At 63.1% G+C, this 17,536-nt stretch carries 15 protein-coding genes; 12 read left to right on the top strand and 3 right to left on the bottom strand.

All coding sequences use genetic code 11. The features are described 5' to 3' along the window. The first annotated feature begins 126 nt into the window (after positions 1-126). From RAS12_RS12985 to RAS12_RS12950, 8 genes are all read left to right on the top strand, one after another. Positions 127-864: an aspartate/glutamate racemase family protein gene (locus tag RAS12_RS12985; RefSeq protein WP_306950160.1), complete on the top strand. Its 738-nt coding sequence runs from the start codon at positions 127-129 to the stop codon at positions 862-864. Between the two features lie 56 nt (positions 865-920). Then, the gene (locus tag RAS12_RS12980; RefSeq protein ID WP_306950159.1) at positions 921-2,498 is read left to right on the top strand and encodes an ABC transporter substrate-binding protein; all 1,578 of its coding nucleotides are present in this window, start codon (positions 921-923) and stop codon (positions 2,496-2,498) included. 83 nt (positions 2,499-2,581) lie between these two features. Continuing rightward, positions 2,582-3,574, top strand: a complete 993-nt coding sequence (locus RAS12_RS12975) for an ABC transporter permease (protein WP_306950158.1) — start codon at positions 2,582-2,584, stop codon at positions 3,572-3,574. Next, positions 3,564-4,505, top strand: a complete 942-nt coding sequence (locus tag RAS12_RS12970) for an ABC transporter permease (protein WP_306950157.1) — start codon at positions 3,564-3,566, stop codon at positions 4,503-4,505. The genes RAS12_RS12975 and RAS12_RS12970 overlap by 11 nt, the downstream gene beginning before the upstream one ends. A gap of 25 nt (positions 4,506-4,530) precedes the next feature. Continuing rightward, positions 4,531-5,724: an amidohydrolase family protein gene (locus RAS12_RS12965; RefSeq protein ID WP_306950155.1), complete on the top strand. Its 1,194-nt coding sequence runs from the start codon at positions 4,531-4,533 to the stop codon at positions 5,722-5,724. Further along, entirely contained in the window at positions 5,724-7,241 is a 1,518-nt protein-coding gene (locus RAS12_RS12960) for an amidohydrolase family protein (RefSeq protein ID WP_306950153.1), read from the top strand. Before RAS12_RS12965 ends, RAS12_RS12960 begins: the two co-directional genes overlap by 1 nt. Beyond that, positions 7,238-8,296, top strand: coding sequence for an ABC transporter ATP-binding protein (locus RAS12_RS12955; RefSeq protein WP_306950151.1), 1,059 nt, complete (start codon positions 7,238-7,240; stop codon positions 8,294-8,296). Before RAS12_RS12960 ends, RAS12_RS12955 begins: the two co-directional genes overlap by 4 nt. Continuing rightward, positions 8,286-9,269 carry an ABC transporter ATP-binding protein gene (locus RAS12_RS12950; RefSeq protein WP_306950149.1) on the top strand — a complete coding sequence of 328 codons (984 nt, stop codon included), beginning with the start codon at positions 8,286-8,288 and terminating at the stop codon, positions 9,267-9,269. Before RAS12_RS12955 ends, RAS12_RS12950 begins: the two co-directional genes overlap by 11 nt. A gap of 346 nt (positions 9,270-9,615) precedes the next feature. Here RAS12_RS12950 and RAS12_RS12945 read toward each other — a convergent pair whose 3' ends face one another. From RAS12_RS12945 to RAS12_RS12935, 3 genes are all read right to left on the bottom strand, one after another. Beyond that, positions 9,616-10,893, bottom strand: coding sequence for a TRAP transporter large permease (locus tag RAS12_RS12945; RefSeq protein ID WP_306950147.1), 1,278 nt, complete (start codon positions 10,891-10,893; stop codon positions 9,616-9,618). A 37-nt stretch (positions 10,894-10,930) separates the two neighbouring features. Next, complete coding sequence (locus RAS12_RS12940; RefSeq protein WP_306950145.1) at positions 10,931-11,431, bottom strand: TRAP transporter small permease; 501 nt, start codon at positions 11,429-11,431, stop codon at positions 10,931-10,933. Between the two features lie 103 nt (positions 11,432-11,534). Beyond that, entirely contained in the window at positions 11,535-12,509 is a 975-nt protein-coding gene (locus RAS12_RS12935) for a TRAP transporter substrate-binding protein (protein WP_306950144.1), read from the bottom strand. 102 nt (positions 12,510-12,611) lie between these two features. Here RAS12_RS12935 and RAS12_RS12930 point away from each other — a divergent pair, with 102 nt between their 5' ends. From RAS12_RS12930 to RAS12_RS12915, 4 genes are all read left to right on the top strand, one after another. Then, positions 12,612-15,143 carry an ABC transporter permease gene (locus RAS12_RS12930; RefSeq protein WP_306950142.1) on the top strand — a complete coding sequence of 844 codons (2,532 nt, stop codon included), beginning with the start codon at positions 12,612-12,614 and terminating at the stop codon, positions 15,141-15,143. After that, positions 15,143-15,565, top strand: coding sequence for a group II truncated hemoglobin (locus tag RAS12_RS12925; protein WP_306950140.1), 423 nt, complete (start codon positions 15,143-15,145; stop codon positions 15,563-15,565). Before RAS12_RS12930 ends, RAS12_RS12925 begins: the two co-directional genes overlap by 1 nt. Before the next feature lie 55 nt (positions 15,566-15,620). Further along, positions 15,621-16,289, top strand: a complete 669-nt coding sequence (locus RAS12_RS12920) for a 3-deoxy-D-manno-octulosonic acid kinase (RefSeq protein ID WP_306951431.1) — start codon at positions 15,621-15,623, stop codon at positions 16,287-16,289. A 143-nt stretch (positions 16,290-16,432) separates the two neighbouring features. Continuing rightward, the gene (locus RAS12_RS12915) at positions 16,433-17,536 is read left to right on the top strand and encodes a polyamine ABC transporter substrate-binding protein (protein WP_306950137.1); all 1,104 of its coding nucleotides are present in this window, start codon (positions 16,433-16,435) and stop codon (positions 17,534-17,536) included.

Raw genomic sequence — 17,536 nt, 5'->3', positions numbered from 1 at the left:
GCTTGATGGTCCGTCTTATCGGCGTAAATTGGCGACATAAATCGTATACAAGAATTTATACAAAATCAGCGATTCGCAGCGAATTTGTATTTTGTGATCGTATACAAACCAATCGAGGTTTGTCTTATGTCTGCTATGTCCGACGCCGTCACTGTGGATCGGCCCGCCTTGTTGCCCTATCGCCTGTTGGTGGTGAACGGCAACACCACCTCTGAATTGACCGGCAGCCTGGCGGCGCAGGCGCGCAGTTTTTTTGGGGGCGCCGCGCACGTTCACGCCGTAACTGCCGCCTTCGGACCCGCCTATATCGCCAGCCGCGCAGAAGCCGCGATTGCTGCGCATGCCGTATTGGCAACGGTGGAACATGAAGTCGCCCAGGCGGCGCTGCCATTCGACGCCTGTCTGCTTGCCTGTTTTGGCGAACCCGGTATTGGCGCCGTGCGCGAACGCCTGACGGTGCCTGTCGTGGGCATGGCTGAAGCCTCCATCCTGACGGCAATGCAGCGCGGCGACCGCTACGCCATCGTGACGGTGGGCCAGCGCTGGCCCGGCATGTTGCGCGAACAAATACGCCAGCTGGGACTGGAATCCCGTTGCGCCGCGATTATTTCCTTGCCCGGCAATGCGCTGGACTACGTGTCGCGCTCGCCCGAGTCGGCTGCGCGCGTCAGCCACGCGCTGGACGCTGCGGTGGAGCAGGGCGCCGATGTGTTGATTGTGGCTGGCGCCGCGCTGGCGGGGTATCTGCCCAGCCTGCCCCGGCTGCCCGCCGTGCCCATCATCGATTCCTATCGCGCCGCCCTGGCTCAGGTGCAGGCGCTGGCAACGCTGGACCGGGCGCAGCGCCAGTCCGTCGCGATCTGACGGCGGCATCCAAACAAACGGTATTTCAGATCAACAGACAAGGGAGAGTTGCAGCCATGAAGACTTTACTCAAATGGACCGCCGGCGCGGTGATCGCGCTGTCAGCCATCAGCGGCGCCTCTGCCGCCAACACGCTGAAGTGGGGCGCCGCGCGCGACCTGGATTCGCTGGACCCGTATTCGTACGGCAGCACGTTCAATCTGGCGTTTCTGAACCACGTCTATGAAGCGCTGATCCGCTACGACGACAAGTTCAACATCACGCCTGCGCTGGCCGAATCCTGGGAGAACACCTCGCCCACGGTGTTACGGTTCCGGCTGCGCCACGGCGTGAAGTTCCATAACGGCGCGCCATTCACGGCGGACGATGTGGTGGCGTCCATGACTCGCGTGTCGGACGATGCCTCACCGCTCAAGGGCAATCTGCCCGCCTTCAAATCAGTGCGCAAGGTGGACGACTACACGGTCGACATCGAAATGACGCATCCGTACCCGTTGATGCTGAATGACCTGACCAATATCTTCATCTTCAATCGCCAATGGCTGGTTGATAACAACAGCACCAAACCCACGGACGCCGCCAAGAAGATCGAAGGCTACGCCACGCACAACGCCAACGGCACCGGCCCGTTCAAGGTGGAGTCCTATCGCCCTGACACGCGCACCGTGCTGGTGGTGAACCCGGATTGGTGGGATAAGCCCCGCCACAACCTGGACCGCATCGAATTCACGCCGATCGCTTCGGCGCCGACTCGCGTGGCCGCGTTGTTGTCTGGCGATATCAATTTCACCGAAAACGCGCCCTTGCAGGATCTGGACCGGCTGCGTGCCGCGCCTAACGTAAAAGTACTGGCGGCGACGGAATTGCGCACGCTGTACTTTGGCTTCAACCTGGGTGACAAGCTGGTCGGCTCGAACATTACCGACAAGAATCCGCTGAAGGATTTGCGCGTGCGGCAGGCGCTGTACATGGCGCTGTCGCCGGACCTGCTGCAAAAGCGCGTGATGCGCGGGCTGTCGCGCACCACGGGCGCGCTGGTGGCGCCGTCTATTCCCGGCTACGAACCCAAGCAGGAAGAGCGCCTGCCTTTCGATGCGGCGCGAGCCAAGAAGCTGCTGGCGGATGCCGGATATCCCGATGGGTTCACGCTGTCGCTGCTGTGTTCCAACGATATGTTCGTCAACGAAGAAGAGCTGTGCCAGGCGGCCGCGTCGATGTGGGCGCGCATCGGTGTCAAGGCATCGCTGGCCAGCGGCCCGCGCTCTTTGCAGAACCCGAAGCGCTCGCGCGGCGAGTTCGACATCACCATCCACGGCTGGGCCAACGAGCCGCAGATTGATGCGCTGTCGATCCTCCTGCAAGTGATGCACAGCCGCACGGGACCTGCCGGCGTCTTCAACTGGGGGCAGTGGGGCGATGCGGCGCTGGACGCCAAGATCGACGCGGCTGCGGCCGAGATGGATCGCCCCAAGCGTGTCCAGATGATGGCCGAGGTCTTGCAGACCTTGCATGACGATGTGCGCTTTCTGCCGCTGCACCAGCAGCCCATGGCCTGGGCGGTGGGGAGCAAAGTCGGCGAAGTGCTGCAAATGCCGGACAACAAGGCGCGGTTGTGGAACGTGCGCATGCAGTAATGCTGGCGGGTTTTTCGGGGAACGCGGGGCCCGTCGCGGGCGTCCCGTTCCTGTTCCGAATTCAGGACTGAAGGGAGCCGCCCATGCTGGCGTTCATTGTTAGACGGGTCTTCAACGCGGTTGGCGTCATGCTGGCTGTGGCGTTGCTGGCGTTCGTGATATTCCGTTTCGTCGGCGATCCCGTCGACATGATGCTCAACGAGCAGGCCTCGCAAACGCAGCGCGATGAGTTGCGCGAACGGCTGGGCTTGAATGCGTCGGTGGGGATGCAGTTCGTGCATTTCGTGACGAACGCAGCGCAAGGCGAGTTCGGTATTTCCTACCGTAATCAGCAAGACGTGTTTGCGCTGGTGGCCGAGCGCTTTCCGGCAACGTTTGAATTGGTCATGATGGCCACGCTGTTGTCGCTGATCATCGGCGTGCCCTTGGGCGTGCTGACCGCCATCTATCGCAAATCGCGCGTGGCGCAGGCGTTGCAGTTCGTGTCCATTCTGGGCATCTCGCTGCCCAGCTTTGTGGTGGGCATCATGCTGATCCTGATTTTTTCCGTGCAACTGGGCTGGCTGCCGGGGTTTGGGCGTGGGGAAACGGTAAATATTGGCGGCTGGTCCACCGGCCTGTTGACGCCGTCTGGCCGCGCCGCGCTGGTACTGCCCTCGATCACGCTGGCGCTATTTCAGATCACGCTGATCATGCGGCTGGTGCGGGCCGAGATGCTGGAAACGCTGCGCACCGAATTCATCAAGTTTGCGCGTGCCCGCGGCTTGCCTGACCGGGTGGTGCACTTCCGGCTGGCGCTGCGCAACTGTCTGATGCCCGTGATCACGGTCACGGGGATGCAGATCGGCAACCTGATTGCGTTCGCGCTGATCACCGAAACCGTCTTCCAGTGGCCGGGCATGGGCTTGCTGTTCATTCAATCGGTCATGTTCGTGGACATTCCCGTCATGGCCGCGTACCTGGTGATCGTGTCTTTCATTTTCGTGACGCTCAACACGTTGGTGGACATGATGTATGGCGTGGTGGACCCGCGTCTGCGCAGCCAGCATGTCAAAGGAGGCGCCAATGCTCACTAAACCTTTTTCTGGCGGCGCACAAAGCCGGATGTCGCGGTTTCTGCAAAGCGATCTGTGGTGGAGCTTGCGGCAGGACCCCGTGGCGATGGGCGCGGGCGTGGTGTTGATTGTGGTTGTGTTGCTGGCGGTGTTTGCGCCATGGATCGCGCCGCAAAATCCCTACGATCTGGCGCAGCTGGATCTGCTTAATGCCGAACTCCCGCCTCGTTGGGAGGCCGGGTCCGACCCGCAGTTCCTGCTGGGTACGGACACGCAAGGGCGCGACGTGTGGTCAGCCATTTTGTATGGGTCACGCATGTCGCTCGTGATCGGGTTGGCCACGGTGGTGTTGTCGTTGGCGATCGGCCTGATGGTGGGCTTGGCGGCCGGGTATTTCGGTGGCTGGGTAGACAACGCATTGATGCGCGTGGGCGACACCCTACTCAGCATTCCGACCATTCTTGTGGCCATTCTGGTGACAGCGGTATTCCGGCAGCTGTTGCCGCCCGGCATGCGGGAGACGCTGTCCTCGGTGATTCTGATTCTGGCCATTTCGATGACGAACTGGGTGCAGTACGCGCGCACGGTGCGGGCGTCGGCGCTGGTGGAACGCGGCAAGGAATACGTGCAGGCGGCGCGCCTGATACGCGTCAGTTCGATGCGCATCATGCTGACGCACATTCTGCCTAATACGCTGACCCCCGTCATGGTGACCGCGACCCTGAATCTGGGGCTGGCCATTCTGATTGAAGCCACGCTGAGTTTTCTGGGGGTGGGCATGCCGCCCACCGAGCCGTCGCTGGGCACCTTGATCCGCCTGGGCAACCAGTTTCTGTTTTCGGGTCAGTGGTGGGTGGTGGTGTTTCCCGCCCTGTATCTGAGCCTGATCGTGCTGGTGGTGAATCTGCTGGGCGACTGGCTGCGCGATGCCCTGAACCCCCGTCTGCGCTGAAGCGCATTCCGATACGAGTAGAACGATGGAAAACGCAACGCTGTATACCCAAGTCCGCCCGGCCGGCGGCGAATTGACCTCGGTGCTGGTACGCGATGGGCGTATCCAGGCGCTGGGCGTCGCGGCGCCCGCAGGCGCAACCGTGGTGGAAGGCGGTGGCGCGCTGATGCTGCCCGGCCTGATCGACGCCCATGCGCATCTGGATAAAACCCTGTACGGCATGCCCTGGTATCGCAACGAAGTCGGGCCGCGGTTGATCGACAAGATCGAAAACGAGCGCGCCGAAAAAAAGCGCCTGGACATCGATCCATACCGCCAGTCCGCGCGTCAGCTGGTGATGTCGATTGCGGATGGCACCAGCCATATCCGCAGCCACGTGGATGTAGACACCGACATAGGCCTGGGCGCCATTGAAGGCGTGATGCGCGCACGCGAACAGTACCGCGACCAGATCGATGTGGAGATCGTCGCGTTTCCGCAAAGCGGCCTGCTGATCCGCCCGGGCACGCTGGAACTGATGGACGAAGCGCTGCGCATGGGCGCGGACGTTGTTGGCGGGCTGGACCCCGCCGGCATGGACCGGGACCCCAAAGGCCATCTGGACGCCATCTTTGCCCTGGCAAGCAAACACGGAAAACCGATAGACATCCATCTGCACGAGGCCGGCGAGCTGGGCGCATTTTCGATGCAGATGACGATAGACCGCGTGCTGGCGCTGGGCATGCAGGGCAAGGTGACGTTGTCGCACTCGTTCTGTCTGGGCATGCCTGACACGCAAGCGGTCGACGCGCTGACCGATGGGCTGTTGCAGGCGGGCATACACATCATGACCACGGGTTCGGCATCCAGGCCGGTGCCCAACGTGGCGCGGCTGCGAGCTGCGGGCGTGTCGATCTGCACTGGCAACGATGGCATGCGCGACACGTGGGGTCCTTATGGCAAGCCCGACATGCTGGAACGCACGATGCTGGTGGGCCTGCGAAACAACTTCCGCCGCGACGATGAACTGGCGCTGGCGCTGGACGTTGCCACGTACGGTAACGCGCGCGTCATGAAGCTGGAAGACTATGGCCTGACGCCGGGCTGTCACGCCGACTTTTTGCTGGTCGATGCTGAGACGGTAGCCGAAGCGATCGTGTCACGGCCGGTGCGCAAGCTGGTGGTAAAGCGTGGCCGCGTTGTCGCCCGTGATGGCCGGGCACTGGCAGAGGCGCCCTGATGCGCGCCGCAGAAGAGCAGAACGCCAGCGGCCGCGCCGCCCCCGGCCCCATTTTGCTGACTGCCCGCTGGGTGGTCGGCCATGAAAATGGACGGCATTGCCTGTATGAAAACGGTGAAGTCGTCTTTGACGGCGACCGCATCATTTATGTTGGTCACGGCTATCCGGGGCCCGTTGCGCGCCGCCATGATTACGGGCGGGCAGTGATTGGACCCGGGTTTGTGGACCTGGACGCGCTGTCTGATCTGGATACGACCATTCTGGGCTTCGATAACTCTCCTGCCTGGCAGAAAGGCAGAATCTGGCCCGAGACCTACATGAAGCAGGGGCCGTACGAAATGTACACGGCCGCCGAACTGGCATTCCAGAAGCGCTACGCCTTTGCGCAACTGATCAGAAATGGCATCACGACGGCGCTGCCGATTGCGTCGTTGTTCTATCGGGTGTGGGGCGAGACCCGTGAAGAATTCCTGTCCGCCGCCAATGCCGCTGGCGAATTGGGTTTGCGTGTCTATCTGGGGCCGGCTTACCGCAGCGGCCATACCTATGTGGACGCGGACGGCAAGATCCGCTGCCATTACGACGAGGCGCGCGGCATGGCCGGGCTGGCTCAGGCTATCGCCTTTTGCGACGAGATCGAAGGCCGCCATGACGGCCGGGTGCGCGCCATGCTGTCGCCCGACCGTATCGAGACCTGCACGCCTGGACTGTTGCGGACATCAGCCGCCGCCGCACGTGAACGCGATATTCCCATTCGCCTGCACTGTTGCCAGTCGCGCCTGGAATACGACCTGGTGCTGGAGCAACACGGAATGAGCCCGCCGGAATGGCTGCAAAGCCTGGACTTTTTGTCCGAGCGCGCCTTGCTGCCCCACGGCACCTATGTGTCGGGGTCGCGCCATATAGACCGGCCGGGGCGCGACATGGAAATCATCCGCGATGCGGGTGCCAGCATCGTCCACTGTCCGCTGGTGTCGGGGCGGCACGGCGCCACCCTGGAATCCTTTGCGCGCTACCGCAAGATGGGCGTCAACATCGGCATGGGTACCGACACCTGGCCGCCAGATATGGTGTTGAACATGCAGGTGGGCATGATGCTGTGCCGCGTGGCGGAAGGGTCCACCGAGGCGGTTCGGTCCGAGGACTACTACGATGCCGCCACGATAGGCGGCGCCGATGCGCTGGGGCGGCCTGACCTGGGCCGGCTCGCCGTGGGCGCGAAAGCCGACATTGTTGTCTTCGATTTTTCGCATGACCGTAACGGCCAGATGATCGACCCGATTCAGACGCTGATGGTCAGCGGCAGCGGACGCGATGTGTCGCAGGTGATCATCGATGGCCGGTTTGTGATGGTGGACGGACACATCCCCGGTTTCGACGCGCGTCTGGCACAGAGTCAGGCGCAGGCGCAGTTCGACGGTCTGGCCGCGCGCTATCCCGACCGCACCTGGGGCCACCCGCCAGCCGACCAGATTTTCTCTTCAAGCTATCCGCGTCCCGCAAGGAGCCCGACATGATGGCAATCGTACCCAACACGCGGCCGCCGCAAGCGGCGCCAAGCGCGTCTTCGTCCGCAACCTCAGCCCCAACGCCGACCTTGTCCGTGCGCGGACTGTCCGTGGAGTTTCCCACTCGCCACGGCATTCTGGTGGCCACGCGTGACATCAGTTTTGACATCCAGCCTGGCGAGATCCTGGGCATGGTCGGGGAATCGGGCGCGGGCAAGTCGCTGACCGGGATGGCGGTGATCGGCCTGCTGGAACCGCCGGGCCGGCTGGGCAGCGGCGAGATTCATTTGAACGGACGCCGCATCGACAACCTGCCGGCCAAGGCGCGCCAGCGCCTGCGCGGGAGAGAGATCGGCGCGATCTTCCAGGACCCGCTGACCAGTCTGCATCCGCTGTTCACGGTGGGCGATCAGCTGGTTGAGACGATCCGCCATCACGACAAAGTGTCCGCAACGGCTGCTCGGGCAAGGGCGCTGGAGCTGCTGCTGGCCGTAGGTATTCCTGCCGCCGACAAGCGCATCGACCACTACCCGCACCAGTTTTCAGGCGGCATGCGCCAGCGCGTTGTGATCGCGCTGGCCTTGGCGGCGCGGCCTGCGCTGATCATCGCCGACGAACCCACGACGGCGCTCGACGTATCCGTGCAGGCGCAGATCACCGCGCTCTTGCGCCGCCTGTGCAGAGAGCAGGGCACCTCGGTGCTGCTGGTGACGCACGACATGGGCGTCATCGCAGAAACCGCCGACCGAGTGGCCGTCATGTATGCCGGCCGGATTGTTGAGATCGGCCCGGTGCTGGAAGTGTTGCGCCGCCCCGGCCATCCCTATACCCAAGGCCTGATGAACGCTATTCCAGGCTTGCGGCAACGCGCGGCCAGGCTCAACCAGATCGACGGTTCCATGCCGCGTCTGCATGCGATGCCGGACGGCTGTGCTTTCCATCCCCGCTGCGTACACGCCGGACCGCGCTGCGCCCAGACGCGGCCGCCGTTGGCGGCGTCGCCATCAGGCGCGACCGTCAGCGCATGCTGGCTGCATCAAGAAGGAGTCGCTCATGCCGCGTAACGATGATGTGCTGCTGCGGGCCGATGACCTGGCCTGCTGGTTTGATGTGTCGCCGCCCTGGCTGGAACGCACCTTGTCACGCCAACCCGAACAAACGCTGAAGGCCGTGGATGGCGTGTCGCTGGCGGTGCCTCGCGGCACCACCCTGAGCATCGTGGGCGAATCGGGTTGCGGAAAATCCACGCTGGCCAAGCTGCTGGTGGGTTTGGTCGCGCCCACGCGCGGCGCCTTGCAGTACGGCCGCAACCGCAAGGGCGGCGTGCTGCATCCGCAGATGATCTTTCAAGATCCCTATGCCAGCCTGAACCCGCGCTGGCGGGTAGGCAACATTGTGGCCGAACCCATCATCACATTGGGCTTGCGCGCCACCGCCGAGGACACGCGGCGCCGGGTAGACGAACTGCTGGAACTGGTGGGCCTGTCCGCCAGCGACGCCGGCCGGTTTCCACACGAGTTCTCGGGCGGCCAGCGGCAGCGCATCTCGATCGCCCGCGCGCTTGCGACCGAGGCGGAGTTCCTGGTGTGCGACGAGCCGACCTCGGCGCTCGATGTATCGGTGCAGGCGCAGATCCTGAATCTGATGGGCGACTTGCAGCAGGAGTTCGGGCTGACGTATGTGTTCATCAGCCACAACCTGTCAGTGGTTCGCCACGTGTCGGATAGCGTTGCCGTCATGTATCTGGGCCGAATAGTCGAGCAGGCGCCAGCGGATCAACTCTTCGAATCCCCGCAACATCCGTACACGCAGATGTTGTTGGATACGATTCCCGACCTGGATGATCCCAGACGCGATCGCGAGCCGATGGGGGGCGAAGTGCCAAACCCGATATCACCACCGCCGGGATGCACGTTTCATCCGCGTTGCGCCATGGCCCGGGAAGAATGCCGCGTGGATGTGCCGGCCGTGAGTCATGTCGGCGGACGGCAACTGCGGTGTCATGCCGTACGGTGGGAGAGCGTGCTGGCGGCTTGATGCGTGGGTTTGTTTGGGCGTGAAGACGATGGGTTGCGCGCGATCCGTGCCGGGATTCCTGCGGACAGTCACACGCGCTACACACCCACTCCAAGGCTCAAGATACAAGTGAGCCGAAGGCGGACGAAGAGGACGAGGGGGGAGCCGCCTGGGCAAGTCCGGAGCGAAGGCTCCGGACCGCAATCGTGGGCGCGAGCAGACATGGCGCCTGTGGCGAGGGGCGGCCTGCGAAGAGACATCCAACGGTACCTGCGAAGCCCAAAACCCGCCCCGACGAAGCCCCCATCAGCTCATGAAAATCACGTATGTGGCTGAATAATCCACATGCGTGATTCCTGAAGCCCCCTCACTTCGCGTAAACCAAATCCCTCAATCCCAGTGACAGCCCCGGCCAATATGTAATCACCATCAGGCAAACAATCACCACGCCAACAAACGGAATCAAAGGCTTGATCAACCTTTCCAGCGGCAACTTGGCCACTGCGCACGCCGCGAACAGATTCACTCCGAACGGAGGCGTAATCATCCCCAGCGCCAGGTTCACCACCATGATGATCCCGAAATGCACCGGGTCCACCCCGAACTGCAACGCCACCGGCAGCAGCAAGGGAGCCAGCACCACGATCGAAGCCGAGGTCTCGATGAACATGCCAATTACGAACAGCGCAGCGTTCACGCCCATCAGGAACGAAAACTGCGTGTCGAACAACTGCGACAGCCAGACGCCAAGCGCGTCAGGGATGCCCGCGCGGTTCAGCAGAAAACTGAAGACCCCGGCGTTGGCGATCACGAACATAATCACCGCCGTCGACACCACCGACTTATGCAGCGTCACGGAAATCTGCTTGAAGCTCAGGCGGCGGTAGATGAATTTGCCCACCACCACCGCATACATCACTGCCACGACGGACGCTTCCGTCGGCGTGAATACGCCGCCGTAGATGCCGCCCAGAATGATCACGGGCATCAGCAGTGCCAGCCACGCGCTTTTGAACGCGGGCCACAAGGGCAACCGGCCCTCTCCGTCGCGCTTGCCCAGGTTGTTGCGCTTGGCGTAGAACCAGACATAGAACATCAGCGCCACGCCGATCAGGATGCCTGGCATCACGCCGGCGATGAACAGCTCACCCGTTGAGGTGTCCGTGGACACCGCAAACAGAATCATCGGAATGGACGGGGGAATGATCACGCCCAACTCGGCCGCGCTGGCCTGTAAGGACGCGGCAAACGGGGCGGGATAGCCGTGCCGGATCATCGCCGGGATCAGGATCGCACCCACGGCGAACGTGGTTGCCACGCTGGAACCGGCCACGGCGGCAAAGATCATGCAGGTCAGCACGCAGGTGCAGGCCAGGCCGCCCTGGATGCCGCCGACCACGCTCTTGGCGAACTCCACCATGCGTTCAGAAATGCCGCCGGCTTCCATCAGGTTGCCGGCCAGAATGAAGAAGGGAATGGCGACGAGCGGGTACTTGTCCAGCGCCGCAAACAGCTGCTGGGCGACGACGACCCACGGCAGGCCGGTGGCGCCGACGCCAGCCAGGCTGGCCAAGCCGATCGACACAGCGACCGGCACGGACAGCCCGAAGAAAATCAGCATCGAGACAATCATTAATTGGGACATGGCGATATCTGCTGCTCAGGTTCGATAGGGGGGCGGCTCAGCCTTGCGCATCATTGCGCACGGGCACGTCTTCTTCCTCGCCGGCGCACCAGCGGGCCAGCACGGCGATGGCGGCAAGCGTGGCTCCCACCGGAATCGCCAGATAGATCCAGGAAATCGAAATGTCCAGGCTGGGCACAGTCTGGAAGCGCACGCGGTAGGTCATGTTGCCGCCGATCCAGGCCAGAAAACCCAGGAAGCTGGCGCAGGTCAGGCCAATAATGGCCTCAAGCACACGCCGTTTGGTGCCGCCCAGCAGGTTGCGAAGCAGCTCGACGCTGATCATGGCGCCGTGGCGGAAGGCGAGGGCTACGCCCAGCAGCACGGTCCAGATCAGCAGGGCGCGGGTCAGCACCTCGCTCCAGTCGGCGGGCGAGTGCAGGATAAAGCGGGCAATAACTTGATAGAAGGCGGCGGCCGCGGCCCCCACCAGCAAGAGTTGGGCAAGGATCGAGACCAGTTTGAACAGGCCGCGATCGAAAGCGCAGAGCAAACGCATGATGAATCCCGTGAGCGATGGACGCAAAGGATGGGGAGCGAAAAGCGGCGGGATAAAGATCCCGCCGCCGGGGGCGGTGTGCCCGTTTGCGGGCAGGCCCGGATTACTTGGTGTCGCGGATCGAGTCGATCAGCTTCTTGTCGAACTTCTTGTAGTACTCGGGATACGCGGGTTCGACTGCGGCGGCGAATGCTGCGCGATCCACCTGGGATACTTGCATGCCATCCTTGGCCAACTGTTCGGCGCCGGTCTTCTCGATGTTGTCCACGTAGGCGCGCATCGCCAGGGCCGACTCCTTGCCTGCCTTGTCGAAATTCGCCTTGTCGGCGGCCGATAGGCCGTCATAGACGTTGGACGACATCAGCACCAGGGCCGGGCCGTACACGTGTCCGGTCAGGGACAGGTACTTCTGCATTTGCGCCAGCTTGGCCGAGGTGATCACTGACAGCGGGTTCTCCTGGCCGTCGATCGTGCCCTGTTGCAGGGCGGTGGCCACTTCGGGCCAGGCCATGGGCGTGGGCAGAATGCCAATCTGGCGGAACGCCAGGATGTGGATCGGGTTCTCGGTGGTGCGGATCTTCAGGCCCTTGGCGTCCGCCGGGGTCTTGACCGGGCGCACGTTATTGGTCAGATGCCGAAAGCCCTGCTCGCCCCAGGCCAGGGCGACAATGCCACGGCTGGGAAACTTGGCCAGCATGTCCTGGCCGATCTTGCTGTCCAGCACCGAACGGGCGTGCGGCAGGTCACGCAACAGGAAAGGGATATCGAAAACCCCAGTTTCGGGAACAAAATTCAGGGTAGCCCCTGTCGAAACGATGGCCAGATCGATGGTGCCGATCTGCAGGCCTTCGATCACCTCGCGTTCACCGCCCAGCGCGCTGTTGGCGAATTGCTGTACTTTGTACTTTCCGTTGCTGGAAGCCTCTATCGACTTGGCCAGCGCGTCGGCGCCCGCGCCGTAGTGTGATGACGTGGATAGCGCGTAGGCCATCTTCAAAGGGGTTTGAGCTGCCGAGGGCAGGGATGTGGCAGCCGCGCAGGCGGCCAGAATCGTGGCCGCAAGCCAGGATTTACGCATTGTCTTCTCCGGTTTTAAGTATCTTTATGGGCGGGCTGAACCCCCCGCCCCGGGATGATATCGGGATTCAGTTCCGATTCAGGCAGTTTTTAACTTTGGTGAATGATGGATTTCCCTGATATGTCACAGGCCAAGCGCCCTGGTTTCTGGTCCACGTTGCGCTTGGGCGCCAGGATGATGATGCGCGATGCGCGGGCAGGCGAACTGCGCTTGCTGGTGCTGGCGCTGGTCGTGGCGGTCGCCGCCGTCACCAGTGTGGGCTTTCTGGCTGACCGGGTCAGCCGGGCGCTGGAACGCGACGCTGGCCAGATGCTGGGCGCGGATCTGGTACTGGATGCCGACGAGCCTGTACCGGCCGCGTTTCTGGATCAGGCGCGTGAAAGGGGGCTGACGCTATCGAGCACCTGGCAATTTCCGTCCATGGTGGGCGCGGGCGATGGTGCGCAACTGGCTGCCTTGAAGGCGGTCGAACCCGGTTATCCGCTGCGAGGCGCCTTGCGCGTGGCGGACGCGCCGTTTGCCCCGGACACAACTACCCGGGACATTCCGGCTGAAGGCGCCGTATGGGTGGATGCGCAGTTGCTGTCGCTGCTCAAGTTGAAAGTGGGCGACACGCTGAACGTAGGAGATGCCCACCTGCGCATCGACCGCGTGATTACGTATGAACCCGATCGCGGCATGCAGTTCGTCAATGTGGCGCCGCGGGTGTTGTTGCGCGCCAGCGACCTGCCGGCCACCGGCCTGATCGCGCCGGGCAGCCGCATCGGCTACGCCATGCTGATTGCCGGGCAGCCAGATGCCGTGGCGGGGTATTCAGCCTGGTTGAATCAAAATCTGAAGCGCGGCCAGAAGGTCGCCACCTTGGAATCCGGCCGGCCTGAAGTGCGCCGCACCTTGGACCGCGCGCAGCGGTTCCTGTCGCTGGTGGCGTTGCTGGCCGTGCTGATCTCTGCCGTGGCGGTGGCCTTGGCGGCTGGGCGCTACATGACCCGGCACCGTGACGGCATCGCCGTCATGCGCTGCCTGGGGGCGGTGCAGTCGCAAGTGTCGCGGATGCTGACGCTCGAATTCACGCTGGTCGGCCTGTTTTCGTCGGCTGCAGGCTGCTTGCTGGGTTACGCGGTCCATCAGGTGCTGGTGATGCTGCTGGGGTCACTGATCGACACGACTTTGCCTGCGCCATCGGCCATTCCGGCCTTGCAAGGCGTGTTGACGGGCATATTGCTGCTGCTGGGTTTTGCCTTGCCCGCATTGGCGCAATTGCGTCACGTGCCCCCGGCTCGCGTGTTGCGGCGCGACGCTGATGCCATCAGCGCCCGCAGCGCGTTTGGCTATGTGTTGGGCGCAACGGGATTTGCCTTGCTGATCTGGTGGTTTGCCGGTGACGCGAAACTGGGCGCTGTGGTTGCGGGCGGCTTTTTGGGCGCTTTCGCGGTGTTCGCGCTGGTGGCGTGGCTGTGCATTCTGGGCTTGGCGCGCGTGCGCGGGCTGGCGGCGGGGCTGCCCGCGCTGCGCTTTGCGCTGGCTGGCGTCGTGCGCCGGCGCGCTGCCACCATCACCCAGGTCTGCGCGCTGGCCGTCGGTCTGATGGCGCTGCTGTTGCTGACCATGACGCGCACCGACCTGATCGATGGCTGGCAGCGGACCATGCCGCCCGATGCGCCCAACCGCTTTCTGATCAATGTGCAGCCCGACCAGCGTCAGGCCGTGACCGCCGCGCTGAACCGCGAAGGGCTTGAACGCATCACCTTGTCGCCCATGGTGCGTGGACGGCTCATCGCCATCAATGGCCGCGCTGTAGGGCCGGACGATTACGAAGAGCCGCGCGCCAAGCGTCTGGTGGACCGCGAGTTCAACCTGTCTTATGGCGACGAGCTGCCGTCGTCCAACCGGATTGAGCAAGGGCGCTGGCTGGCGCCCGGTTCGGCCGAGGTGTCGCTGGAGTCCGGCCTTGCCAAGACGCTGGGACTGAAACTGGGCGACAAGATGACGTTCGATGTGGCCGGACAACAGGTCGAAGTGGCCGTGTCCAGCACTCGCCGCGTGGATTGGGATACGATGCGCGTCAATTTTTTCGCGATTCTGACCCCTGCCTCGCTGGCCGATATGCCCCAAAGCTGGATCACCTCGTTCTATCTGCCGCCTGAGAAGGCAGCGGTGCTGCCTGCGCTGGTCCGGGAGTTTCCGAACCTGACCGTGTTCGACGTGGGCGCCATCCTGCAACAGTTGCAGTCCGTGCTCAATGAAGTGGGCAAGGCTGTGCAGCTGCTGTTCCTGTTTACGCTGGCCGCGGGCGTGCTGGTCTTGTCGGCCGCGTTGACCGCGACCCGCGACGAACGTATGCGCGAGGCCGCCGTGCTGCGGGCGCTGGGCGCCACACGCAGCCAACTGGCGCGTTCCCAGCGTATTGAGCTGTGGGCAGTGGGCGGTCTGGCGGGGCTGTTGGCCGCCGCTGGCGCCACCGCAATTGCTTGGGTTTTATCAACCCAAGTGTTCGATTTCACCATTACCCTCAGCCTCTGGCCGTGGCTGGCCGGCATCGGCGCGGGTATGCTGGGCGCCTGGGCGGGCGGCGCCCTGGCCCTGCGTGGCGTGTTGCGCACGCCGCCCCTGGTCACCTTACGAGAAACCTGATGACGACCCGCGTCCAAACCATTTCTGAACCCGTGGAAAATTCCAGCAGCATTTTTGACCTACTTGGCGGCGAGCCCGGCGTGCGCGCGCTTGTCGATCGCTTTTATGACCTGATGGACATGGAGCCGGACCTGAAAGAACTGCGCGCCGCCCACGGCCCCAGCCTGGACGAAGCCCGCGACAAGCTGTTCTGGTTTCTGTGCGGCTACTTCGGCGGCCCGGATCACTATATTGAACGCTTCGGCCACCCCCGGCTGCGGGCGCGCCATCTGCCATTTTCCATTGGCGAGATCGAGCGCGACCAGTGGGTAACCTGCATCGGGCGCGCCATGGAAGATGAAGGCGTAGCACCGGCGCTGGTCGAGCGGTTGTTGCAGTCTTTTTACGGCGTGGCTGACTGGATGCGCAACCGTGAAGGTTGACGGCAAATCTTCGGGCGCGCAGCGCAAGGCCTGGGCAGGCCCCCTTGGGGGCGCCATGCTCAGCGACGTATCGCGCCTGGCCGATGCCGGTCCGGAAGTTTTCAACCCCGCCCATTACGGTGACCGGGCCCGCCTTGTCGATGCCGGCGGCCGCCAGGCGGCCTGGTTTGTGCAGGGGCAGGGCTGGCAGGGCGTACTGCGGCGGTATCGGCGTGGCGGCATGATCGCCCGCATCAGCCGCGACGCCTATCTTTGGAACGGCGAAGACCGCACTCGCAGCTTCCGCGAATACCGATTGCTGGCCGCCATGCGGGCCCAGGGGCTGGCCGTGCCGGTGCCGCTGGCCGCGGCGTATTGGCGCCAGGGTCCGATCTATCGCGCCGCCATTGTGGTGGAGCGCATTCCCGGTGTGAGGCCGTTGGCCCAGGCGCTGGCTGAACCAGCCTGGGGCGCCGTGGCGGAAGCCATCGTGCGCATGCACCGGGCTGGTGTCTGGCACGCCGACCTGAATGCTTTCAATATATTGCTCGGCGGCGACGGCCAGGTCTGGCTGATCGATTTCGACCGCGGCACCCAGGGCGCGTTGTCCGAGCGGCAGCGCCAGGGCAATCTGGAGCGTCTGCGCCGGTCCTTGCGCAAGGTGGCCGGTGAAGACGGCGAGCGTTTCTGGCTGAGGCTGCGTGATAGCTACTGGACGGCCTGGGGAGTGGGCATCCAGCCCTGAACCGGACCGGGCGCCCATTTGCCGTGATCTGGCCCGAATTGCGCTAATTACCCCTCAAAGTTGGTCAGGCCATTGCTAAAAGGCTTTATCATTTCGCCTTTTGGTACTCCTGACATATACGGCATAGAGCTGGGGGGCTTGCAATGGAACTAAGGGCGGGAATGCGCTGGGCGCTTGGGGCGGTGTTGGTCGCGGCATCGACATCGGCCGCCGTCGCGCAGAACAAGGTCGTCAACGTCTACAACTGGGCCGAATACACGGCCCCGGACACGATTTCTGGTTTCGAAAAAGAAACCGGCATCAAGGTCCGCTATGACGTTTACGACAGCAACGACACGCTGCAGGCCAAACTGCTGGCCGGCAAGTCCGGGTATGACGTCGTTGTCCCATCCACCCATTACGCGTCACGACAGATCGCGGCGGGCCTGTTCCAGAAGCTGGACAAGTCCAAGATCCCGAATTGGAAGAACCTGGACCCCGAAGTGATGGCGCTGGTCGCCACCGTCGATCCGGGCAATGAGCACGCCATTCCCTGGGGCTACGGCACCAACGGGCTGGGCTACAACGTCACCAAGGTCAAGCAGATCATGGGCGACAACGTAGACCTGGCCAACTGGGACATGATCTTCAAGCCCGAAAACGCCGCCAAGCTCAAAGAGTGCGGCATTTCGATGCTGGACGAAGCCGCGCAAGTGTTCCCGGCTGTGCTGAAGTATCTGGGCAAAGATCCCAACAGCACCAACGCGGACGACTACAAGGCCGCGCAAGACGTGCTGATGAAGATCCGCCCGTACATCCGGCAATTCAGCTCGTCGGGTTATATCGACGAACTGGCCGTGGGCGACCTGTGCATGGTCTACGGTTTTTCGGGCGACGTCATGATCGCCCGCAAGCGCGCGCAAGACGCCAAGAAACCCTATGAAGTGAATTACTTCATTCCGAAGGGCGGCGCGCCGGCGTGGTTCGACCTGATGGTGATCCCGAAGGATGCGCCGCATCCCGAAGAGGCCCTGGCGTTCATGAACTACATTGAAACGCCGCAAGTGCACGCCGCCATCACCAACACCATGTTCTACCCCAACGCCAATAAAGAGGCGCGGCAGTACGTGGTGAAGGATGTGGCCGACAACCCCATGATCTATCCGCCGGCCGAGGTCTCCAAGACCTTGTACGTGATCAAGGCGCTGCCCTTGAATATTTCACGTCTGCAAAACAAATTGTGGTCTGAGCTGAAGTTGGGAAAATAG

This window comes from Achromobacter seleniivolatilans, from assembly GCF_030864005.1.
In the GTDB taxonomy this organism is placed as follows: Bacteria; Pseudomonadota; Gammaproteobacteria; order Burkholderiales; family Burkholderiaceae_B; genus Achromobacter; species Achromobacter seleniivolatilans.
This window is presented reverse-complemented; position numbering and strand designations above follow the sequence as displayed.